The following is a 21748-nucleotide window of genomic DNA, read 5'->3' as shown; positions in this document are numbered from 1 at the left end:
TTACATTTAATCTTGGCTTTATATTATGGAGTTCTTGTATATGCCCGGCGTCAATAACAGCCAGCAGGATGTTGATATTGATCTGGCGCTGCTCTTTCGCGCCGTATGGCAGCGACGGCTGCGGGTCATCGCCATCACGCTCGTCGGCGCATGCCTGGCGTTTGCCGTCGCCAAGGTTGTCTCCCCGGAATATCGCAGCGAAACCCGGATTCTGATCGAGCAGCGCGCGCCGGCCTTCGCGACGACGACGCAGAACAATGACGCCGGCTCGGCTCCCTTGCTGGACGAGCTCAACATCGCCAGCCAAGTGCAGATCCTGCAATCGGCCGATCTCGTCAAGCAGGTGATCACCAATCTGAAGCTCTATGAGCATCCGGAATTCGATGCCGCGACCAGAAGCTCTGCCTTTTCCGACATCCTGGTCATGCTGCACCTGAAGAAGAGCTCGCTCGACAAGGCGCCGGAAGAGCGGATGCTCGATGCCTTCACCAACCGGCTGCAGGTCTATCAGATCAACAGTTCCCGCGTCATCGGCGTCAGCTTCACCTCCCGCGATCCGGATCTGGCGGCCAGCGTTCCGAACGCCATGGCGCAGGTCTATCTGTCGATGCAGAGCGGCGCCAAGCTCGATTCCAATAGCGAGGCGACGCGCTGGCTGGAGCCGGAGATCGCCAATCTGCGCGAGAAGGTCAGCGAGGCCGAAAAGAAGGTCGCCGATTACCGCTCGGCTAACGGTCTCCTGCAGACCAGCGACACCAATACCTTCGCGACGCAGCAGCTTGCCGATATCTCCGGTCAACTGGCGCAGGTGCGTGGTGAAAGGGCCAATGCCGAAGCGCGCGCCCAGGCCGTGCGTGGTGCGCTCGCCTCCGGCCGCTCCACCGATGCGCTGACCGACGTCTCGGGTTCGCAGACCATCCAGCGGCTGAAGGCAACGGAATCCGGCCTGGAGTCGCAGATCTCGGATCTGTCCACGAGCTTGATGGAGGGGCATCCCCGGCTGAAGAGCCTGCGCGCCCAACTGACTGACATCCGCCAGCAGATCGACCGCGAGACCCAGAAGATCCTGGCCAGCATTGAGAGCGAAGCCAAGGTCGCGCAGTTGCGTGAACAGCAGCTCGTGGCGCAGTCGAACACGCTGAAGGCCGATAGCGCCCGGGCAGGGCAGGATGAAGTCGGCCTCAATGCGCTGGTCCGTGAAGCGACCGCGCAACGGCAATTGCTGGAAACCTATCTCGCCCGCTATCGCGAGGCTGCCTCCCGCGTCAACAAGAATTCAAGCCCGGCGGATGCCCGCGTCGTCTCTCAGGCCGTTGAGCCGGTCGATCCCTATTTCCCGAAGGTCGGACCGATCGTCGTCGTCGCCGCGCTCGCATCCTTTCTCCTGACCTGCATCGTCATTATGCTGATCGAACTCTTCAGCGGCCGCGCCCTGCGTCCGGTCGGCCCGGCCGAGCGCGAGCCCTCGGCCCGGAAAGAAGCTGCTGCTCGTCCGCTGACCGCTGCTAACACACAACAGAGTACCGTGCCGGCAAGTATGCTCTCCGTCGCTGCCGATCAGGCATTGGCGCGCGAGATGGAGGAGGCGGTCGATTTCGGGCATTTACCCCATGAGACAGCCGAAGAGGCGGAAGACGAGGAGGATTTCTCCATCCAGTCGGTCGCCGACTATCTGATCGATCGCGGCTCCCGCCTTGCCATCGCCATATCGCCGACCGGTAACAATGGCTCCACGGCGACCGTGATGCTGGCCCGTACCATCGCCGATGCCGGGTGCCGCATCGTGCTGGTCGATATGACGGGAACCGGCTGCCCGTCGCGGCTGATGGCCGAATCCGACGATCTATCAGGGGTGACGGATCTGCTCTGCGGCGAGGCTGCTTTTGCCGATACCATTCACCCGGATCGCCTTTCCGACGCGCATCTCGTGCCGCAGGGCACCAGCGATGTCAGCCGCGCCATGCGCGGCGCCGACCGCCTGTCGCTCATCCTCGACGCGCTTGGCTCTGCCTATGACATCGTCCTGGTCGAATGCGGTGCCGCCGATGTCTCCGGCGTCGCACGTCTTACGCGCAGCAAGGATACGGAAATCCTGCTCTCCATGCCGGAGCCTGACGAAGAGCAGTTCATGACGGCGATGACGGAATTCCAGAAAGCCGGCTATGAACACATCATCCTGATGTCCGGCTGGCGCGTCGAGCGTGGCTCCGACGCCCGCCAGTATGCAGCCTGATCAATCCTTGTCGGTTTCTTCCGTCGAGGGGGTGTTGATGCCTTGCCGCGCGCGTCGCCGCTGGATCAGGCCATAGAGCCGAGGATTGGCCTTGATGGCCGCCTTGGCGCGGGTCATGCCTCTTTGCGCGAAGGCTGCGATATGGCCGACCGACGAGACCGGCAGGATCAGGTCGTGTTGCACGGTCTCCATCGGGCACCAGGAGCGCTTGTAGCCCTGATCACCAATGCCGAAGTCGAAGAGGGCGACGCCCTCGCGATGCAACCGCTCGATCATCAGCCAGAATAGCAGTTCGCCGGGGCTCGCTTCCGCAACCAGCGTCTCGTCGATCGAGGCGAACTGGCAGATGACGTGATCGCCCTTGCGCGATAGTGCGGCGATCGCCGGGATATGCCCATCATGCTCGCCCTTCAGTCGCAGCGCGTGCATCTCCAGCGCGGCATTGGATCCTCCCATGTCCCGCTGCGCCAACAGCCGGTGTAGGGCGGATTGAGTTGGTGCATCCCGGAACACGTCCGGCAGGCCCGCGGCGTTGAACCGAACCGCCTTCTGTCGAAAGAACAGGTCGAGCAGTGCATCCTGTTGATCAGGCCCCGCGATCACATGCTCATAGCCGCCTTTTTCATCGAGGATGCGGCTCTGATGCTTGAATTTCTTGCGCCGCCGCTTTGCATTCACCTGCTTCAGCGTCGCTTCGAAAGAGCCGAGGAAGGGCAGTTGAAAAGCGTGGTTCTGGTTCTCGACAGCAGGCAGCGAGGCGAGGGGGCTCGTGCGGCCTCGCCAGGTGAGCGGCACATTGCGCAACAGCATCAGGTCGGCCTTGCCACGCAATGCCTGCCCGATCTCCGCCCGTAGTGAGACCGTCACGCCATCGACTGTGGTTTCCAGAAAATCCGCCGAAAACAGGCCGGTATTGATGTTGCTGTGATGCGCACCGATGAATTCGGCGCGGCGCACGCCGTTGGAACGAATGATCTCCAGCGGCAGGATAAAGGCAGTGCGGCCGTTGAAAGAGCCGCGGACGATTGCCAGTCGATGCCCAGAGGTTTCGGCCCAAGCCGTACACCAGTCATAACTCTGGTGAAGCGAGGCGAGATCGTCCCGCTCCAGCGCCCGCCACTCGGCCTCCAGCGGCGCCATGCTATCGAAGACCTCAATGCGGCTGCTCGCTGCCGATGGCACGGCAGCGGACGTAATATCCCCGCGCACCGCATTCGTAGCGGGCATGTCAGCGATATCGAGTTTCTGCCTCTGCACCTGATGTCTCCGATCGGACGGCATTCGGGCGCAGTCTTCGCTCAGGCGGCTTATTTTTGATTTAAGGAGAGGTTATGCGAAGGATTTCCCGCTCATCACGGTTATCCCCACGTTAATCCGCGATGGCTTGAACAGATGTTTATCGGGCGCGGGGGCCGGCCATCCACTTGATGATCCCCATCGCCGGCAGCACCCAGATGATGCCGCTGATGAAGAAATAGAGGAAATGCATCCAGCCGGGTTGATCGGCCAGCGTGCGTACCGCCACGATCATCGCCACGATCGCATAGATCACCACCAGCAGGACGAGTAAAATCATCCCGACAAATTTGCGCAGGCGAAGGGGCACGGGTTGGTCTCTCCTCTTACGACGGCATACCGCGACGGCATGCCGCAAACTCCCGGGACTTGTTTTGCACGCCCCCATCAGGCAAATCAACAGGCGCATGAAGGGAGATACTATGGCTGTCGCAAATTTGACGTCGGAACAGGCTGTTTTGAACGAAGTGGCCCGTCAGGACCGCAATCGCCGCGCTATCCGCATCTGGCTCGGTTGCGTGCTTCTGGCGCTTTTTGCCCTCGTGCTGGTCGGCGGCGCAACGCGCCTCACCGAATCCGGTCTGTCGATTACGCAGTGGCAGCCGATCCATGGCGTCATCCCGCCGCTCAATGCGCAGGAATGGCAGGAGGAGTTCGACCTCTACAAGCGCATTCCTCAGTTTCAGCTGCTGAACAAGGATATGACAGTCGACGAGTTCAAGGGCATCTTCTGGTGGGAGTGGGCGCATCGCTTTCTTGCCCGCGCCATGGGTGTCATCTTCGGTGTGCCGCTGCTGTTCTTCGTGCTGACCGGCCGTGTCGAGCGCAAGCTATGGCTGCCGCTTGGCGGTATTTTCCTGCTTGGCGGACTGCAAGGAGCGATCGGCTGGTGGATGGTCTCGTCCGGCCTCCAGGCGCGCACCGATGTCAGCCAGTATCGCCTCGCCACTCACCTCGTCACCGCCTGTCTGATCTTTGCTGCCTGCATGTGGTTCATGCGCGCGCTGTCGCCGCATTCGAACGAGCCGGCGCCGACACGCTATTCGGCGAAACTCGCCGGCCTTATCGCCTTCATGTCGCTGTTTCAGATCTATCTCGGCGCGCTGGTTGCCGGCCTCGACGCGGGCATGTCCTACAATACCTGGCCGTTGATGGACGGAGCCGTGGTGCCGGGCGGATTGTTCGTGCAGTCGCCGGGCTGGATCAATTTCTTCGAGAACCCGAAGATGGTGCAATATGTCCATCGGCTCGGCGCCTATGCACTTTTTGCTGTCGTGGCGATCAATATGATCATCTCGCTGCGCGCCGCGGCGGAGACGACCCATGCCCGCCGCTCGGTCGTACTGTTCGTGCTGGTGCTGATCCAGGCGATCCTCGGGATTACGACGCTGCTCTTGCAGGTGCCGCTGCATCTGGCACTGACCCACCAGGCCGGCGCGCTGATCGTCTTCGGTTTCGCTATCGCCAACTGGCGCGGTTTTTACGGAGAGTATCCGCGCCAGACGGTCATTGCCGTGAGGGACTGAGGCGGATGATCGCCTCGCCCTCTTGTTTCGCGAAGCTTCAGCGCGACGCAATATTGCTATTGTTGGGAGCCGACGACAGACGCGCCACCACCTGTATACGTTTGAATTCGCCGCGCTTGAAGGCAGCCAGGAAGCGGTTGTAATCCTTAAAGACCACGCAGCCGTTCGATTCGCCGCGGCCTCCTCTGAGCATGTATGAGTGAGTGAGCAAGCCGTCGCGGCCATAGACGCGGGCGCCGTTCGCGGGTGTCAGGCGCAGTGCCTGCACGCCATGGAACAGACTTTCCCTATATGTCAGGTTATAGGTTTCAGGCGGCGTCGGGCCGGTGTTTTTGCGGTCGACATAGCGGGGATTGTCACGCATGTGGCCGAGGCCGGAATGCGCTTCGAGGCGTTCGCCGCTCGGCAAATAGACGGTTCCGGCAGAGATATCGTAGATGGCGGTGCCGTTGCCGCCGCGCGGGCTGATCGCCGCGAAGGGATTGAGGAACCGCTTCGGCCTGGTTTCGTCGTCGTCCGTCTTGGCATAGGCCATCAAACGTGCGGGCGGCGCCACGGGAACGGTGTCGTCGCTGCGGGACCTGGCGGGCGCAGCCGAGGCGATAACGGGCGCCTTTTCCACCACATGTTCCGGGCGAGCGAGCGGTATCACGCTCGGCAGGTTCGCGGCGACCGGCAAGGTCTCCGCGGCGGGCAGGTCGGTGTCCTTTGCAGGCAGCGGCACGGCATCAACCACCGCCGGCGCGCCGGCAAGGGGGGCTGCGGAGGCGATTTCAACCGGCTGCGGAGCGGCATTTGTCGGAGCGGCCGTCGGCAAGGATGCGGCGGCATATCTGACCTGCATCAGCGATTGCACGGTATTGGCGAAGTTGACGGCGATCACCTTGCGCAGATGGTCGATCACGGCCGGAGAGGCCTCTATGACCGGACGATTGCCTTTCATACTGGATGCCGAAGCCTGCGCCTGTCGAAACTCGGAGGCTTGCTGCGCAAGGGCGCTTGCAAGCTGTGCCCGCATAGCATCGGCAGCGGTTGCCTTGGGCTGAACGACGACGTCTCTTGTCGCCGTATATCCGGCCCCGCCGATCGGCGCGTCGGCCGGCACGCTGCTGGTGCGACTTTGCTGGTTCACGGGCAAGGTTTGGCTCGCCAGGCGGGCAGGGCGTGTCAGATGGTTCTGCGGCACGATAAAGGCAGACGCCCTCGGCGTGAACGAATCTATCGCCGACATATCCGCGCCGGGCAGGGAGAGAACCATCGATTGCGTGGTGATCAGCGTTGCTGCCACCCAGGCGAAAACCACCACCGAGATGCCGGTGACGACTGTACCGGGACTGATCCCGGAGGATTTTTTCCGGCGCAGAGCGGACCCGGAACGGGGATTGATGTTACCGAACGTCGTCTCGGTCGCAAACGCCATGATACTCTTGATCCAAACTAAATACGCACCACGCCGGCTCACAAAAAGGCCCATGCCGAGACGCAAAATCTGCGTCCGGACGTCACTTTGCCGGTTGTCGGAAAGCATGCCGAATTATGGTAACCAATTCCTTTACGCTGGCGCGATCTTGAAAATTGCCTGACGAGCAATGCCCATAACCGCTGCGTCCCCGGAGCGGCTGATGCAGGCCGTAGGGGGCGAATGTGGCGTAATTATCACATACAATCATTTTTTTCTTAGATGGTGAATCCGCTATAGCGGCGGGTCCGCTCATCTTATCGGCAAAGCAATCGTCAAACGCATTCGGCGGCCGGAATGAAATCCCGACCGCCGAAGATTGGAAGTGCCGCTGAGAGTGTTAAGCGGAGAGCATCAGGTCCATGTTCTGGACAGCAGCGCCAGAGGCGCCCTTGCCGAGATTGTCGAGCAGGGCGACGAGATTGACCTGGGTGGTACCGGGCGTGCCGAACACGAACAGCTTCATCGTGTCCTTGCCGGCCAACTCGACCGCGTTGACGCGCGGCAGGGCGCGGCTTTCGGCAAGCGGAACGACCTGTACAATGTCCTGACCGGCAAAGTGGGCAGCGAGCGCGGCGTGGATGCTTTCCAGTGTCGCGCCTTCTGCGAGGTTGTCGAGATGCAACGGCACCTGCACGATCATGCCCTGCGGGAACTTGCCGACCGACGGAGAGAAGATCGGCGCGCTGTCGAGCAGTCCATGCGTCGTCATTTCCGGCACATGCTTATGGGTCAGCGGCAGGCCGTAGAGGAAATGCGGCGCGGTAATCGCATCCGGATGATCGGCATTTTCCATCTGCGCGATCATCTGCTTGCCACCGCCGGTGTAGCCGGAAACGGCATTGACGGTCACCGGATAGCCGTCCGGCAGGATGCCCGCGGCGCGCAGTGGCCGGATGAGGGCGACGGCGCCGGTCGGATAGCAGCCGGGGTTGGCGACGAAACGCGCGCTCGTGATCTTGCCGCCCTGATCCTTGTCCATTTCGGCAAAGCCATAGGCCCAGTCCGGATGCACGCGGAAGGCGGTCGAGGTGTCGATGACGCGGACATTGTTGTTGGCCGAGACCATCTTCACCGCTTCCTTCGACGCATCGTCGGGCAGGCAGAGAATGGCGATATCGGCGCTGTTCAGCATGTCCTCGCGCATGGCGGCATTGCGCCGCTCCGCTTCCGGAATGGACAGAAGCTCGACGTCGCGGCGGTCGGCCATGCGCGTGCGAATCTGCAAGCCCGTGGTTCCGTGTTCGCCATCGATGAAGATCTTCGGTGCCATGTTCTTTATTCCTGCTCTTTCAATAGGTTCAGAATGTTTTCGGACTCAGTTTGCCATGAAGTTGATTCAAAATGATAACAGCTGCATTTGCCTGATCATGATCTTATCCGAAAACCGTTTCACACTTTTCGGGATCATGCCCTAACGTCCAGCCGCACGCCTTTCAGCGTGGAGACCGAGCATATACATCGCCACTGTCGCCCCTGCAATGGCGGTGATGTCGGCATGGTCATAGGCCGGCGACACCTCAACGACATCGGCGCCCCTGATATCGAGCTGATGCAGACGCTGCAGCACCGACAGGATCTTCGCGCTCGACGGGCCGCCGGCAACCGGCGTTCCCGTGCCCGGCGCATAGGCCGGGTCGAGGCAATCGATATCGAAGGTCAGGTAGGTGGGCGCGCCTTTGGTATGGGTAATGATGGTCGACGCGATATCCGCGGCGCTCATATCCTCCACCTCATGGCCGTAGAGAACCCGGATGCCGTAGTCCTCCGGCGCATGCGTACGGATGCCGATCTGGATGGAACGGTCGGGATCGATCAGGCCGTCGCGGGCGGTGCGGGCGACGAAGGAGCCATGATCGATGCGCCTGCCGTCGTCGAACCAGGTGTCCTGATGCGCGTCGAACTGCACCAGCGCCAGGGGGCCGTGCTTGGCGGCATGCGCCTTGAGCAGCGGCCAGGTGATGAAGTGATCGCCGCCAAGCGTCAGCAGGAAGGCGCTGCTATCGAGGATCGCATTCGCTTGGCTCTCGATCGCCGCCGGCGTCTCCTGGTGATTGCCATAGTCGAGCAGGCAGTCGCCATAGTCGATCACGGACATCTCGGCAAAGAGATCGCGGTTGAAGGGGTATTGCGGGTCGTTGTCGAAGATCGCCGAGGCGCGGCGAATTGCCTGCGGCCCGAAGCGCGTTCCTGGTCGGTTGGATGTGGCCGCGTCGAAGGGGATGCCCCAGACGACGACATCGACGCCTTCAAGCGATTTGGTGAAACGGCGGCGCATGAAGGAGAGCGCGCCGGCGAAAGTCGGGTCGCTGGCTGCGGACGTCAGGCTGGTCGCTGTAAAGGCATGATCGATCGACGTGCTCGGCACGGATTTCTCCTTCGGTTAGGCTGAAAACACAGGCTGGCTCGACGCGCGCAAACGTCCATGCCTGCAAGGCTTCGAATAGAGGTTTTCCCGTCTCTATTATTTACTGGCTGGAGCCGAGCATTGGTAGGCCTGCTTGACGCAAGCGATTTGCGGCGTGGAGCATTCGGCTTTTCCGTCGGTGAGGGTACAGATCGAGCATTGATCGGTGAACTCCTTGCAATCCGGATTGGCCTGTATGAATTCCTTCATGCTTTCCATTTGCGTTTGCTCTTGCGTCGTCGGCTGCGGAGCGTCTGCCGAAAGGGCAGGCGAGATGCCCGATATCACAAGCAGAAATGGCAGGATCAATCCAACTATCGTCCGTGTCATCCTGAGGCTCCTCCATGAGTGATGCGGGAGTTTGCCATAAAATGCGCGCTTTGCCTGCATGGCGATATCGCATTCGTCAAAAAAGAACAGGAAAAACAAAAAGGCCGGGTGAAAACCCGGCCTTTCCAAAATCCGATCTCGGATAAGCGATTAACGCTTCGAGAACTGGAACGAACGGCGAGCCTTGGCGCGGCCGTACTTCTTGCGTTCGACGACGCGGCTGTCGCGGGTCAGGAAGCCGCCCTTCTTCAGGACCGAGCGCAGGCCCGGTTCGAAGTAGGTCAGAGCCTTGGACAGGCCGTGACGAACGGCACCGGCCTGGCCGGAAAGACCGCCACCGGCAACGGTAGCAACGATGTCGAACTGGCCATCACGGGCAGCAGCGACGATCGGCTGACGCAGGATCATCTGCAGAACCGGACGGGCGAAGTATGCCGTGTAATCCTTGCCATTGACGATGATCTTGCCAGAGCCGGCCTTGAGCCATACGCGGGCAACAGCGTCCTTGCGCTTGCCGGTCGCGTAGGAGCGACCGAGCGAGTCAACCTTGCGGACGTGAACGGGAGCAGCTGCTTCCGATACCGTGCCGAGATCCTTCAGGGAAGAGAGATCAGCCATTATCAGGCGCTCCTTACGTTCTTCTTGTTCAGCTTGGCCACGTCGAGAACGACTGGCTGCTGCGCTTCATGGGGATGGTTGGAGCCGGCGTAGACGCGCAGGTTCTTCATCTGGCGACGGCCGAGCGGGCCGCGGGGAACCATGCGTTCGACAGCCTTTTCAACGACGCGCTCCGGGAAGCGGCCTTCGATGATCTGACGAGCAGTACGCTCCTTGATGCCGCCGGCATAACCGGTGTGCCAGTAGTAAACCTTGTCTTCGTACTTCTTGCCGGTCAGAACGATCTTGTCGGCATTGATGACGATGACGTTGTCGCCGTCGTCGACGTGCGGCGTAAAGGTAGCCTTATGCTTGCCACGCAGACGCATAGCGATGATAGAAGCGAGACGACCAACGACAAGCCCTTCGGCGTCGATGAGAATCCACTTCTTCTCCACCTCTGCAGGCTTCTGGGAGAAGGTTGCCATGTTGTATACTCTCTTTTAGGACCCCGGACCCGAAGGCATCAGGGCGTTTCTTGTTGCTTGGTTTGGCGAGCGAAACACACGCCAAAAAGAAAGCAGCCCGGAAAGGCTGCGATCTGGGGCGGCTTATAGAGGGAATGTGCGAGAAGGTCAATATGACGGATTTTGACGTCTGTAAAAATTAACAAGCAAAATCAGCATGTTGATTGTAAGGTATTTATATACCACATACTTTTCGGCCTCAAACCAGCTTCAGGATCAGAACGCCCGCAGCAATGATCGCGCCGGCAATGTAGCGCCAGATGCTCGAGCGCTCCTTCAGAATGACCACGGAAATCACCAGCGCGAACAGGATCGAGGTTTCGCGCAGCGCCGCGACGGTGGCGACGGGTGCCTTTGTCATGGCCCATAGCGCCAGGCCATAGGAGGCGATGGAGCCGGCGCCGCCGATCAGGCCACGCCACCAGTTGTAGCGGACATGAGCAGCAACGGCATTCACGCCGCGCTGTGAGACCGCCCAGGTGAACAGCAGCACCGGCGGCAGCAGCGACATCCACAGTGTATAAGATATGGAGTTACCCGACAGCCGCGCGCCGATGCCATCGACATAGGTATAGGTGGCGATGACCACAGAGTTGGAAAGCGCGAGCTTAATGGCGGTCCGACCACCCTTCCTTGCTTCGAAGGCCAGCGTCATGATGCCTGCGCAGATGGTCATGATGCCGACTATGGCCCCGCCCGACAGGCTCTCCTTGAGGATGAAGCCGCTGGTCGACGCGATGATCATCGGTGCAACGCCGCGCATCAGGGGGTAGACGAGGCCGATATCGCCGGCGCGATAGGCGGCGGCCACCAGTTGGAAATAGGCAAACTGCAGGATTGCCGACGCGCCGATGAAGAGCCATGCAGCCGGGGCTGGCAGCGGCAGAAATGCCAGGAAGGGCAGGGCGGTGACCGCGCCGCCGGCCGAAACCAATGCCGCATCCAGCGATTTGTCCGTGCCGGCCTTGATGATCGCGTTCCAGGTCGCATGCAGCAGAGCGCCGAAAAGGACGAGAGCGATGACGTCGAGAGACACGGAAACCTCGGGGGAATAGGCTATGGCGGGCAAAAAACTTGATAATTTGTGGTTATCTCGCCGCCATTTGATCCTCAATGCATCAAAAAGCAACAGATGAGCTGCCTGTGGGACGCTGCGGCCGTATCGCTGTATTTCAGACCCGCCTAAATACCCTCGTAAATATATGGGTCTTCTTGTTTCCTGTCTGTTCTATTTTCGGCATGCAACTATAAGGCGTTTCTAATGCATGTGAGTATGAAGCGAGAACAAAAATCGGATGTGGAGTGAACGCACTGTGGCAGTGTTTTTCGATAAGTTCCCAAAGCGCTGTGAAAATATGGGAGGGAAACAAGGTTAATCAATTTTCCGATCCGGCGATGCGCCGTCATCGGCCCGATGCGCGCGACGCGCATACTCCGGCATTGAAAGGCGATAAACGGATCCGCGTATGGGCAAAACTCAGGGCGACATCATATCGACGTAGCTCTGGCTTTTCCTGAGGAAATCGACTAGTATTCCCGCTTGAAACAGTAAAAAGTAATATTTATTGCCGAGTTGTAGATTTTTAACTGTAATATTTTTTCTGTTGAAGTTTATGTCGTGGCATATATCGCCCGTTCGCAGTCGGTTCTCATTTCGCAACTCATTATGAGGCTTCACTAATTAGCCTCTGAATGAATAGTGAACAAAAATCGCATTTCACGAGAACAGAATTCACCAAATAACACAGGCGCGATTGAAAGCGCTTTGGGCAATACTCGCAAAATCTATGCGCCAGAAACTATTTTGCGTTGCAACGGCCGCAAACGGCGGACTGGCGACAACGGCCGCTCCGATTCGAATCCGGGCGGGCTCAATTGAAAATGGAGAAAGGCCCGGGGCGATCAGATGCTTGTCGGGCCATGATTGATCCGGTGACGATGAAAATCCTATCAGCGCCGAAAGAGAATATCGTCGTCGTCGAAGTCGCTTGACGGCCGGCAGATATAAACGGGGCAGTTGGCCCGGTCTTTGGTCGGCATGTAGTCCTGATAGGCATAGTAGCCGGCATTGCAGGCATTGCTGTCAGAGACATAGCGATCGTAGAGCGTCATGTTGCGCACCCTCGTGGACGGATAGCGCATGATGACGGCCCGCTCACGGTTGATGACCGCCCGGGCTTCGGCACAGGTGAAAGACAAGGCGTTATAGCGCGATATCGCCAGAGCCGGCGTGGCGGCCGAGGCGAACAGCAGGCCCAGCAGGATGATTTTTTTCATCGAGGCAATCCTCCCTGAAACTGTTATAATTCTTATATATACATCCAAAAGAGAAGCTTTGGCTTCTGGATTTGTGACAAAACACAAGTGTGATCGAATAGGGAGGCTCCGTGATGAACCACGACCGTTATGACGATTCCTATATCGCCGATATTCTTTTATCCGTGCGGACCATCGCGCTCGTCGGCGCATCACCCAATCCCGAGCGCCCGAGCAACGGCGTCATGGCCTATCTTTTGGCCCGGGGCTATCGCGTCATTCCGGTTAATCCCGGACAGGCCGGCAAGGAGATCATGGGCCAATGGGTCTTCGGTCATCTGGCCGATATCCCGGAGCCGGTCGACATGGTCGACGTCTTTCGCGCGCCGGAATATCTCCGAACGGTGGTCGAGGAGACGATCATGATCGAGCCGCGCCCGCCGGTCATTTGGGGGCAGCTCGGTGTGCGTGACGATGCCGCCGCCGCAAGAGCGGAAGCAGCCGGCGTCAAGGTCGTCATGGACCGCTGCCCGGCAATCGAATATCCGCGGTTGGTCGCCTGACACGGGCAGTGCGCTCGCCAAAGAGCGCTGGCCATTTGTCGCGCGGTATCAACGAAAGAGAGCAAGTTTTTCCTGTAAGAGGAAGAGCTTGGAAATCTTCGCGGTTACCTTTCAGATCCAAGGCGCTATGATCCTGTCATCACGATAATAATGTTGACGGAGGAAAGACCATGGCGACGAACAATCCGGGTTTCGACACACTGGCGATCCATGCGGGGGCACAGCCGGACCCGACGACGGGTGCCCGCGCGACGCCGATCTACCAGACGACCTCCTTCGTCTTTCAGGATGCGGATCATGCCGCCGCACTCTTCGGGCTGCAACAGTTCGGCAATATCTATACCCGCATCATGAACCCGACCCAGGCGGTGCTGGAGGAGAGGGTGGCGGCTCTTGAAGGCGGGACGGCGGGCCTCGCCGTTGCCTCCGGCCACGCCGCCCAGTTGCTCATCTTCCACACCATCCTGAAGCCGGGCGACAATTTCGTCGCGGCCAAGCGGCTCTATGGCGGCTCGATCAACCAGTTCGGTCATTCCTTCCAGAATTTCGACTGGCATGTGCGCTGGGCCGATTCCGATGATCCCGCCACCTTCGAGGCGCAGATCGACGGACGCACCCGCGCCATCTTCATCGAAAGCCTCGCCAATCCCGGCGGCACCTTCGTCGATATCGCCGCCATCGCCGCCGTCGCCCGCAAGCATGGTCTGCCGCTGATCGTCGACAACACCTTGGCCAGCCCCTATCTCATCCGGCCGCTGGAGCATGGCGCCGACATCGTCGTGCATTCGCTGACCAAATTTATTGGCGGTCACGGCAATTCCATGGGCGGCATCATCATCGACGGCGGCACCTTCGACTGGTCCGCCTCGGGCAACTATCCGATGCTGTCGACGCCGCGGCCGGAATATAACGGCATCGTGCTGCACGCGACCTTCGGCAACTTCGCCTTCGCGATCGCTTGCCGCGTCCTTGGCCTGCGCGATCTCGGTCCCGCCATTTCCCCCTTCAACGCTTTCCTGATCCTGACCGGCATCGAGACGTTGCCGCTACGCATGCAGCGCCATTCCGACAATGCGATCGCCGTCGCGCGCTGGTTGAAGGGGCAGGACAAGGTGGCCTGGGTAAATTATGCCGGCCTCGAGGACCACCCGAACCATGCGCTGCAGCAGCGCTATTCGCCGAAGGGAGCAGGCTCCGTCTTCACCTTCGGCCTGAAGGGCGGTTATGAGGCGGGTAAGGGCTTCGTGGAGGCGCTGGAACTGTTCTCCCACCTCGCCAATATCGGCGACACGCGCTCGCTGGTGATCCACCCGGCATCGACGACACACAAGCAGCTCACCGACGAGCAGAGGATCGGCGCAGGCGCCGGTCCTGATGTCGTGCGCCTGTCGGTCGGCATCGAGGACGTGAAGGACATTATCGCCGATCTGGAGCAGGCCCTGGCGAAGGTTTGACGGGCGCCCACTACTTTCTCGGTTCACGGCCTCGTGGCGATCTCAATTTCGTTACAATTGGTCCGCTACAACTTTAGCGACGATTTGAAACGGTGAGCTCCAGAAAACCATGATCTCAAGATTGCGCGTAGCGGTCCTCTTCGGCGGACAGTCCTCTGAACACGATGTTTCCCTCCTGTCCGCCCGCAACGTCATAAAAGCAATCGATGCCGAGAAATACGAGATCGTGCCGATCGTCATAAGCCGCGACGGACGGTGGTTGCTGATCGATGTGGAAGGGGGATCTCTGCCGGACCCGGTCGCTTATGCCGGTCGTGAAGTCTGCCTGTTGCCGGGCGGCAAGGGTCGGATTCTTGCTGTCGGCGATCCCGCCGGAGCGCGAGAGCTGCAGGCGATAGATATCCTGTTTCCGGTTCTGCACGGTCTCTATGGCGAGGATGGCTCCATCCAGGGCCTCGCTCGAATTGTCGGAGTGCCCTTGGTTGGCTGCGGCATCCTCGGATCGGCAACCGCCATCGACAAGGACATTGCCAAACGTCTGCTGCGCGACGCCGGCCTGCCGGTCGCCCGTTCGATCACCGTGAGACCTGGCGATACTCTATCGTTTGAGGAAGCTGCGAGCGCCTTGGGCTCGCCGGTCTTCGTCAAGCCGGTGCGACAGGGCTCTTCGGTCGGCGTCAGCAAGGCGGCGAACGCCGAGGAATTTCGCGCGGCGCTCGTCGAGGCGTTCAAGCATGATGACAAGGTGCTCATAGAAGAGTTCGTCAAGGCGCGCGAAATCGAATGCGCCGTCCTGGAGCAGACCGATGGCACGCTGTTCGTTTCCCTGCCGGGCGAGATCGTCACCGGCCAGGACCACAGCTTCTATACCTATGACGCAAAATACGTCGATGAGGATGGTGCTGTGACCAGCGTTCCGGCACAATTGCCTGCCGATCTCACCCAGCGTCTCCGCGAGCTTTCGCTGGATGCGTTTCGCGCATTGGGCTGCGAAGGTCTCGCGCGCGTCGATTTCTTCGTGAGGCCGGACATGAGCATGGTGGTGAACGAGGTCAATACGATGCCGGGCTTCACCAATATCAGCATGTACCCGAAGGCCATGGAAGCGACGGGGATCTCCTACCCGGCGCTCGTCGACCGGCTGATCGAACACGGGCTTGCAAGAGGCGGTCGATAGCCGGATCTTCAGGTTTCGGTATTCTTGAACGTTGCGAAGCCGACCAAATGCAGTGCACTACGGCCAAGTGTTTCCAGATCGTCATGAGGGATTTATGACAACATATTTGCGATTGGATACCGCCGGTATCGAGCCGGAAACGGGCGCCCCAGCCGAGGATCGCATCATTGCTGGAGCACCGGAGTTCCGCACCTGGAATGCCGAGGAGGCCGATGGCGGGGTCTATGCGGGCATCTGGGAGGCGACGCCGGGCAAATGGAAGATCGTCTATGACGAGTGGGAATATTTCCACATCCTGTCCGGTCATTCGGTGGTAACCGACGAGAATGGCGAGACTTTTCACCTGCGCGCCGGCGACCGGATGATCCTAAGGCCCGGCTTCAAGGGGACCTGGGAAGTCATTGAAACGACTCGCAAGGACTATGTGATCCGTCTCTGACGGCGCCTTGGATTTCGCCGCAAAGCCAGTTGAATCAAAACATGAAGACCGGTGCCGCTTCGATTGCGCGCCGGTCTTTGTCGTGCCGTCCGCGCGAAGGTCGTTTCCATTGCCAGAGGTTGTGTCACCGGGCTTTCACCAAACTGTCATCAAACTGAAACACTGCGCCTTTAGACGCATCTCTGTCGCCAGGAGATTCAGGTGGGCGCTACCAACCGATGGGACACCCCGCGCCGGACTCCTGCTCGCCATCCTTTCATCACTTGAGGAAGTGAGTCTAACATGCTGAACCAGAAATTTCGTTCGCTTTGCCTGACGGCAGGCTTTATCGCTGCCATGTCCGTTTCGGCCTCGGCCGCCGACATCACGGGCGCCGGCTCGAGCTTCATCGCGCCGGTTCTGTCCAAGTGGGCTGAAGGCTACAAGGCTGCGACGAACAATGTCGTCAACTACCAGTCGGTCGGTTCGGGCGCCGGCATCAAGCAGCTCCTCGACAAGACCATCGTATTCGGCGCTTCGGACAAGCCGATGAGCGACGCTGACCTCGAGAAGAACGGCATTGCCCAATTCCCGATGATTTCCGGCGGTATCGTCGTTTCCTATAATGTTGAAGGCGTAAAGCCGGGCGAACTCGTTCTCGACGGCAAGACGCTGTCCGACATCTTCCTCGGCAAGATCGCCAAGTGGGACGATGCGGCCATCAAGGCCCTCAACCCCGATGTCAAGCTGCCTTCCACGCCGATCTCCGTCGTTTATCGCGCCGACAGCTCGGGCACGACCTTCAACTTCACCGACTACCTGGCGAAGGTTTCGCCGGAGTGGAAGGAAAAGGTTGGTTCGAACACCGCGGTTGAATGGCCGGTCGGCTTCGGCGCCAAGGGTTCCGAAGGCGTTTCCACCACTGTCAACCAGACGGCTGGTTCGATCTCCTACGTTGAATATTCCTACGTCATCGCCAACCACATCGGTTTCGCGAAGATGAAGAATGCTGCCGGCAAGGTTATCGAGCCGAGCCTCGACACGTTCAAGGCTGCCGCTTCCAACGCCGATTGGGCCAATGCCAAGAACTTCAACCTGATCATCACCAATCAGCCGGGCGAAAAGAGCTGGCCGATTGCAGCTTCGACCTGGGTTCTGCTCTACAAGAAGCCTGCCGATCCTGCTCTCAATGAAGAAGCGCTGAAGTTCTTCAAGTGGTCCTATGAGCACGGCCAGAAGGACGCGACTGCCCTGTCCTATCTTGCGATCCCGGAGAGTGTTGCCGCGGTTGTCGAGAAGTCCTGGACGAAGGACTTTGGCGCGAAGTAATTTGTGCTAGCTGAGAAGTTACGGCGGACAGGGCACGGCCCTGTCCGCCTTTCGTGACAGGACAAGGGGAAATCGATGGCTGACGCGACTCAGACGGCTGGCTTCCAGGGAGTGGATACCAGCGCCAGCACCAGAAAATTCCGGATACAGGATCGGATTTTCTATTTTATGACGCTTGGCTCGGCTGCTCTTGTCGTGCTTCTGCTGCTGGCAATCATTGTGGTTCTTATCATCGATGCCCTGCCAACCTTCCAGGCCTTCGGGTTTTCGTTCCTCTGGGGCACGAAGTGGAGTGCTCCCGCCGATATCTATGGTGCCGTTCCTGCCGTGGTCGGTACGCTGGTGAGTTCGCTCATCGCCATGCTGATTGCCGTTCCCCTGGGCATTGGCATCGCCATCTTCCTCACGGAACTTTGCCCCGGTAGCCTGCGACGTCCGATCAGTACGGCCATCGAGCTTCTGGCCGGTATTCCCTCCATTATCTACGGCATCGTCGGCCTCTTCATTCTCGTGCCGCTGATGCAGACCTATATCCTGCCCTTCCTTATGATGACGATCGGCCAGGTGCCGTTGATCGGCCTGCTGTTCCAGCCGCCGGCGCCGGGCGTAGGCCTGTTGACGGCAAGCCTCGTGCTGGCCATCATGATCCTGCCTTTTATCACTGCGATCTCCCGCGACGTGTTCAGCACCGTGCCGCCGATGCTGCGTGAATCCGCTTACGGCACGGGCATGACCACATGGGAAGTGGCACGCCACATCCTGATTCCCTACACACGTCGCGGCCTCGTCGGCGGCATCATGCTCGGTCTCGGCCGCGCGCTCGGCGAGACCATGGCTGTAACGTTCGTCATAGGTTCGGTGAGCCGTCTGCAATCGTCGATCATCTCGCCGTCCACCACCATTTCCGCCCAGATCGCGAACAACTTCGGCGATGCCGACGGTCTGCAATTGTCGAGCCTGATTGCGCTCGGCCTGCTCCTGTTCGTCCTTTCCTTCTGCGTGCTTGCGGTGGCGAGGTGGATGATCGGCCGCGGCAATGCGCTTTGAGGAATAAACCCATGGACAATGCAATTCGTCAGAACCTCGTCTCGAGGCGTTATGGGAAGAACCGGGTGATGATGGTCTTGTGCCTCATCGCGGCCATTCTCGGCATATTCTTTCTCAGCGTGATCCTCGGAACCCTGGTTTATCGCGGTGTATCGGCGCTCAATCTTGACGTGTTCACCATGTCGATCCCGGCCCAGGGTTCGCGCGGTGGCCTGATCAACGCAATCTACGGCACAGTACTGGTCACGGGCTGCGCCATCCTGATCGCCGCGCCGATCGGCATTCTCGCCGCCACCTATCTGGTGGAGTATGCCAACGGCACCAAGCTTGCCGAGGCCGCCAAGTTCTTGAACGACATCTTGCTGTCCGCACCCTCGATCATCATCGGCGTGTTTGTCTACGGCGCCGTGGTCGTGCCCATGCACGGCAACTCCGCCTTCGCCGGCATCCTCGCGCTGGCGCTGATCGCCCTTCCGGTCGTCAACCGCACGACGCAGGACATGCTGTTGCTGGTGCCAAACGAGCTTCGTGAGGCGACCGCCGCGCTCGGCGCGCCGCGCTGGAAGTCCATGACGATGGTGATCTACCGTTCCGCCTGGACGGGCATCCTCACTGGCATCCTGTTGGCCGTCGCCCGTATCAGCGGTGAAACCGCGCCGCTTCTCTTCACGGCCGGCTACAGCAAGTTCATGAATGCAAGCCTGACCGGTCCGATCGCCACGCTGCCGGTTGCCATTAATACGCTCGCCGCCGATGCAGGCGAGGATCTCAAACAACTGGCCTGGGCCGGAGCGCTGATCATCACCGTTGCCATCCTCGCCCTCAACATCCTTGCCCGTGTCTTGAGTGGACGCCGCCAATGACGCCGCCGAACGATAGGAATGAGACCATGAACATGAGCGACAACAATTTCCAGAGCGTCAACGCACAGCCGGGAAAAAACGCTGTTTCCCAGTCGGATCTCGGCATGATCGCGAAACTTGAGGTGAAGAACCTCGATTTCACCTATCAGAACGGCCATCGTGTTCTGAAGGGTGTGAATATGGACATCCGCAAAAATGCGGTCACAGCCTTCATCGGCCCTTCGGGTTGCGGTAAGTCCACGCTGCTGCGCACCTTCAACCGGATGTATGATCTCTATCCGGGCCAGACGGTTGCCGGCGAGATCCTGCTGGACGGCCGCAATATTCTTGCCAAGGACGTCGATCTGAACGATTTGCGCGCCAAGGTCGGCATGGTGTTCCAGAAGCCCACGCCGTTCCCGATGTCGATCTATGAAAACGTCGCATTCGGCATCCGGCTCTATGAGAAGATTTCCAAGGCGGAAATGGATGCTCGCGTCGAAGCGGCGCTGACGGAAACAGCCTTGTGGAGCGAAGTGAAGGAAAAGCTGCACCAGAGCGGACTTGGCCTTTCCGGTGGTCAGCAGCAGCGCCTCTGTATCGCCCGCGCCATCGCCCTGCGTCCGGAAGTCCTGCTTCTCGACGAGCCGACCTCGGCTCTCGACCCGATCTCAACCGCCAAGATCGAGGAGCTGGTATCGCAGCTGAAGGGCGAGTTCACGATCGTCATCGTGACGCACAACATGCAGCAGGCAAGCCGCATCTCCGACAGCACCGCCTTCATGTATCTGGGCGATCTGATCGAATACGGTCCGACCGAACAGATCTTCCAGGCGCCGAAGGTCAAGCGCACGGAAGACTACATCACCGGTCGTTACGGCTGATACGGCAAAAGCGGGTATCGCCCGCGGTCGGTCGTTTTACCATGGCGCGCCCACCCGGCGCGCCATTTTGCGTTTTGAGGCATGATCGAGCGAACCGAAAGGCGCCCCCGCCACACTCAGCTCACCAGCTCAGTTCGAGCTTGTCGAGGCCGTGGAAGTGATAGACGTCCTTGACCTCGGGCGTCTTCTGGAGCTTCAGGCCGGGCAGGCGTTCGAAGAGGATCGGCAGCACCACGTTCAGCTCCAGCCGCGCGAGCGGCGCGCCGATGCAGAAATGGATGCCGGCGCCGAAGGAGAGGTTCGGCGCTTCGTTGCGGTCGGGCTTGAAGGTGAGGGGATCGGAGAATTTCTTGGGGTCCAGATTGGCGGCGGCGAGGATCATCGCCACCTTGTCGCCGCGCTGGAAGGAGACCCCGTCTATTTCCGTCGGCTCCAGGCACCAGCGGTCGAAGATATGCACCGGCGCGCAGATGCGCAGCGTCTCCTCCACGGTGCGCTCGGTCGTCGCCTCGTCCTTGAAAAGCTCTGATGGCGCATAGCCGCTTTCGAGGATGACGCGGACAGAGTTGCCGATCTGATGCACTGTCGCTTCGTGCCCGGCATTCAGCAACACGATCGTCGTCGACACCAGCTCGTCCTCGGTCAGATACTGCCCCTTGTGCTCGGTGGTGATCATATGCGTCAGGAGATCGTCGCGCGGATTGGCGCGGCGTTCGCGGATGATGGTTTTCACATAGTCGGAGAATTCCTTCGCCGCCTGATCCGCCGCGTCCTCGTCTTCGCGCGTGCGGCCGAACAGGTACATGCGGACATGGGCATGTGACCACTTCAGAAGCTGCGGCCCCATCTCCTCCGGGATGCCGATCATCCGCGCGATCATGGTGACGGGAATGATATCGGCAAAGGCCGACAGCAACTCCACTTCGCCGTTCTTCTCGAACTTGCCGATCAGCCGGTTGGCGAGCTCCGCCAGTTCCGGTTTCATTTTCTCGACATGGCGGGAGACGAAGGCGCGGTTGACAAGCGTTCTAAGCCGCGTGTGTTCCGGCGGCTCGATTTCGAGCAGGGAATGTTGTTCGGCAAGATCGAAGTTTTTCAGATGCAGCAGTGGCGCCTGCATGCCGAGCTCTTCGCGGCTGGCGATGTGCAGGATCTGCCGGCCGAATCGGCGGTCGCGCAGCAGCCCGTTCACATGGTCGTAGCCGATGAAATACCATCGCTTCTGCTCTTCCCAATAGAAAGTGGGACATTCGGCATGCAAGGCGGCGTAGACCGCATTCGGGTTGCTGTAGAAGGCGGGATTGCGGCCGTTGAGAGAGACGCGGCGCGCGGCGGGGTCGATGGAAAAAGCGGAGGATATGGTCATGACGAGAGGATTATCGGAATAATTCGGATGGGAAAAG

The 21748-nt window shown here is 59.8% G+C and carries 21 protein-coding genes; 10 read left to right on the top strand and 11 right to left on the bottom strand.

Going from position 1 to position 21748, the window contains the following annotated elements; translation table 11 throughout:
- Positions 1-40: 40 nt before the first annotated feature.
- On the top strand, positions 41-2233 hold the full coding sequence (locus AC1RO0_RS17780; protein ID WP_498594167.1) for a GumC family protein: 2193 nt from the start codon (positions 41-43) through the stop codon (positions 2231-2233).
- Here AC1RO0_RS17780 and AC1RO0_RS17775 read toward each other — a convergent pair whose 3' ends face one another.
- Both AC1RO0_RS17775 and AC1RO0_RS17770 read right to left on the bottom strand, forming a co-directional pair.
- Positions 2234-3490 (bottom strand): GNAT family N-acetyltransferase, encoded by a 1257-nt coding sequence (locus tag AC1RO0_RS17775; protein ID WP_498594166.1) that lies wholly within the window; start codon positions 3488-3490, stop codon positions 2234-2236. It abuts the gene before it with no gap.
- A 139-nt stretch (positions 3491-3629) separates the two neighbouring features.
- Positions 3630-3839: a DUF2842 domain-containing protein gene (locus AC1RO0_RS17770; RefSeq protein ID WP_183692525.1), complete on the bottom strand. Its 210-nt coding sequence runs from the start codon at positions 3837-3839 to the stop codon at positions 3630-3632.
- A 112-nt stretch (positions 3840-3951) separates the two neighbouring features.
- Here AC1RO0_RS17770 and AC1RO0_RS17765 point away from each other — a divergent pair, with 112 nt between their 5' ends.
- Complete coding sequence (locus tag AC1RO0_RS17765) at positions 3952-5055, top strand: COX15/CtaA family protein (RefSeq protein WP_498594165.1); 1104 nt, start codon at positions 3952-3954, stop codon at positions 5053-5055.
- Between the two features lie 37 nt (positions 5056-5092).
- On the opposite strand, the gene AC1RO0_RS17760 is transcribed toward AC1RO0_RS17765, so the two are convergent.
- The 8 genes from AC1RO0_RS17760 to AC1RO0_RS17725 all read right to left on the bottom strand — a co-directional run bounded on the left by AC1RO0_RS17760 (position 5093) and on the right by AC1RO0_RS17725 (position 12652).
- On the bottom strand, positions 5093-6475 hold the full coding sequence (locus AC1RO0_RS17760) for a DUF2778 domain-containing protein (RefSeq protein ID WP_498594164.1): 1383 nt from the start codon (positions 6473-6475) through the stop codon (positions 5093-5095).
- Between the two features lie 379 nt (positions 6476-6854).
- Positions 6855-7787, bottom strand: a complete 933-nt coding sequence (gene argC / locus AC1RO0_RS17755) for an N-acetyl-gamma-glutamyl-phosphate reductase (RefSeq protein ID WP_498594163.1) — start codon at positions 7785-7787, stop codon at positions 6855-6857.
- Between the two features lie 141 nt (positions 7788-7928).
- Entirely contained in the window at positions 7929-8882 is a 954-nt protein-coding gene (gene speB, locus AC1RO0_RS17750; RefSeq protein WP_498594162.1) for an agmatinase, read from the bottom strand.
- A 96-nt stretch (positions 8883-8978) separates the two neighbouring features.
- A complete protein-coding gene (locus AC1RO0_RS17745) occupies positions 8979-9380 on the bottom strand; it encodes a hypothetical protein (protein ID WP_498594161.1) in 402 nt (133 codons plus the stop codon).
- Between the two features lie 21 nt (positions 9381-9401).
- Complete coding sequence (gene rpsI / locus AC1RO0_RS17740) at positions 9402-9869, bottom strand: 30S ribosomal protein S9 (protein WP_498594160.1); 468 nt, start codon at positions 9867-9869, stop codon at positions 9402-9404.
- 2 nt (positions 9870-9871) lie between these two features.
- Complete coding sequence (rplM, locus tag AC1RO0_RS17735; RefSeq protein WP_007692724.1) at positions 9872-10336, bottom strand: 50S ribosomal protein L13; 465 nt, start codon at positions 10334-10336, stop codon at positions 9872-9874.
- Positions 10337-10574: 238 nt separating this feature from the next.
- Positions 10575-11411: an EamA family transporter gene (locus AC1RO0_RS17730; RefSeq protein WP_498594159.1), complete on the bottom strand. Its 837-nt coding sequence runs from the start codon at positions 11409-11411 to the stop codon at positions 10575-10577.
- A 914-nt stretch (positions 11412-12325) separates the two neighbouring features.
- Positions 12326-12652, bottom strand: a complete 327-nt coding sequence (locus tag AC1RO0_RS17725; protein ID WP_498594158.1) for a hypothetical protein — start codon at positions 12650-12652, stop codon at positions 12326-12328.
- A gap of 113 nt (positions 12653-12765) precedes the next feature.
- Between AC1RO0_RS17725 and AC1RO0_RS17720 the strand changes: the two genes are divergently transcribed.
- The 8 genes from AC1RO0_RS17720 (at position 12766) to pstB (ending at position 20345) form a co-directional block, all read left to right on the top strand.
- Positions 12766-13194 (top strand): CoA-binding protein, encoded by a 429-nt coding sequence (locus tag AC1RO0_RS17720; RefSeq protein WP_498594157.1) that lies wholly within the window; start codon positions 12766-12768, stop codon positions 13192-13194.
- Between the two features lie 170 nt (positions 13195-13364).
- Entirely contained in the window at positions 13365-14648 is a 1284-nt protein-coding gene (locus AC1RO0_RS17715; RefSeq protein ID WP_498594156.1) for an O-acetylhomoserine aminocarboxypropyltransferase, read from the top strand.
- Positions 14649-14757: 109 nt separating this feature from the next.
- Positions 14758-15825, top strand: a complete 1068-nt coding sequence (locus tag AC1RO0_RS17710; RefSeq protein WP_498594155.1) for a D-alanine--D-alanine ligase family protein — start codon at positions 14758-14760, stop codon at positions 15823-15825.
- 94 nt (positions 15826-15919) lie between these two features.
- A complete protein-coding gene (locus AC1RO0_RS17705) occupies positions 15920-16264 on the top strand; it encodes a cupin domain-containing protein (protein ID WP_498594154.1) in 345 nt (114 codons plus the stop codon).
- A gap of 336 nt (positions 16265-16600) precedes the next feature.
- Complete coding sequence (gene pstS / locus AC1RO0_RS17700) at positions 16601-17572, top strand: phosphate ABC transporter substrate-binding protein PstS (protein WP_498594429.1); 972 nt, start codon at positions 16601-16603, stop codon at positions 17570-17572.
- Between the two features lie 75 nt (positions 17573-17647).
- A complete protein-coding gene (gene pstC, locus AC1RO0_RS17695) occupies positions 17648-18619 on the top strand; it encodes a phosphate ABC transporter permease subunit PstC (protein ID WP_498594153.1) in 972 nt (323 codons plus the stop codon).
- An 11-nt stretch (positions 18620-18630) separates the two neighbouring features.
- Positions 18631-19482, top strand: coding sequence for a phosphate ABC transporter permease PstA (gene pstA / locus AC1RO0_RS17690; protein ID WP_498594152.1), 852 nt, complete (start codon positions 18631-18633; stop codon positions 19480-19482).
- A gap of 104 nt (positions 19483-19586) precedes the next feature.
- Complete coding sequence (pstB, locus tag AC1RO0_RS17685) at positions 19587-20345, top strand: phosphate ABC transporter ATP-binding protein PstB (protein ID WP_498594428.1); 759 nt, start codon at positions 19587-19589, stop codon at positions 20343-20345.
- A gap of 121 nt (positions 20346-20466) precedes the next feature.
- Here pstB and AC1RO0_RS17680 read toward each other — a convergent pair whose 3' ends face one another.
- Entirely contained in the window at positions 20467-21711 is a 1245-nt protein-coding gene (locus AC1RO0_RS17680; RefSeq protein WP_498594151.1) for a cytochrome P450, read from the bottom strand.
- Positions 21712-21748 lie beyond the last annotated feature (37 nt).

The sequence above is a fragment of the Rhizobium sp. GW821-FHT14E12 genome (assembly GCF_058803745.1).
Note: the sequence above shows the minus strand (reverse complement) of the source record. Positions and strands in the feature narration are given on the sequence as shown.

Coding starts and splice junctions, on each gene's coding strand:
- rplM (WP_007692724.1), bottom strand. CDS start 10,336: ATGGCAACCTTCTCCCAGAAGCCTGCAGAGGTGGAGAAGAAGTGGATT.
- AC1RO0_RS17705 (WP_498594154.1), top strand. CDS start 15,920: ATGACAACATATTTGCGATTGGATACCGCCGGTATCGAGCCGGAAACG.
- AC1RO0_RS17720 (WP_498594157.1), top strand. CDS start 12,766: ATGAACCACGACCGTTATGACGATTCCTATATCGCCGATATTCTTTTA.
- AC1RO0_RS17680 (WP_498594151.1), bottom strand. CDS start 21,711: ATGACCATATCCTCCGCTTTTTCCATCGACCCCGCCGCGCGCCGCGTC.
- argC (WP_498594163.1), bottom strand. CDS start 7,787: ATGGCACCGAAGATCTTCATCGATGGCGAACACGGAACCACGGGCTTG.
- AC1RO0_RS17725 (WP_498594158.1), bottom strand. CDS start 12,652: ATGAAAAAAATCATCCTGCTGGGCCTGCTGTTCGCCTCGGCCGCCACG.
- pstC (WP_498594153.1), top strand. CDS start 17,648: ATGGCTGACGCGACTCAGACGGCTGGCTTCCAGGGAGTGGATACCAGC.
- pstS (WP_498594429.1), top strand. CDS start 16,601: ATGTCCGTTTCGGCCTCGGCCGCCGACATCACGGGCGCCGGCTCGAGC.
- rpsI (WP_498594160.1), bottom strand. CDS start 9,869: ATGGCTGATCTCTCTTCCCTGAAGGATCTCGGCACGGTATCGGAAGCA.
- AC1RO0_RS17780 (WP_498594167.1), top strand. CDS start 41: ATGCCCGGCGTCAATAACAGCCAGCAGGATGTTGATATTGATCTGGCG.
- pstA (WP_498594152.1), top strand. CDS start 18,631: ATGGACAATGCAATTCGTCAGAACCTCGTCTCGAGGCGTTATGGGAAG.
- AC1RO0_RS17715 (WP_498594156.1), top strand. CDS start 13,365: ATGGCGACGAACAATCCGGGTTTCGACACACTGGCGATCCATGCGGGG.
- AC1RO0_RS17710 (WP_498594155.1), top strand. CDS start 14,758: ATGATCTCAAGATTGCGCGTAGCGGTCCTCTTCGGCGGACAGTCCTCT.
- AC1RO0_RS17765 (WP_498594165.1), top strand. CDS start 3,952: ATGGCTGTCGCAAATTTGACGTCGGAACAGGCTGTTTTGAACGAAGTG.
- pstB (WP_498594428.1), top strand. CDS start 19,587: ATGATCGCGAAACTTGAGGTGAAGAACCTCGATTTCACCTATCAGAAC.
- AC1RO0_RS17760 (WP_498594164.1), bottom strand. CDS start 6,475: ATGGCGTTTGCGACCGAGACGACGTTCGGTAACATCAATCCCCGTTCC.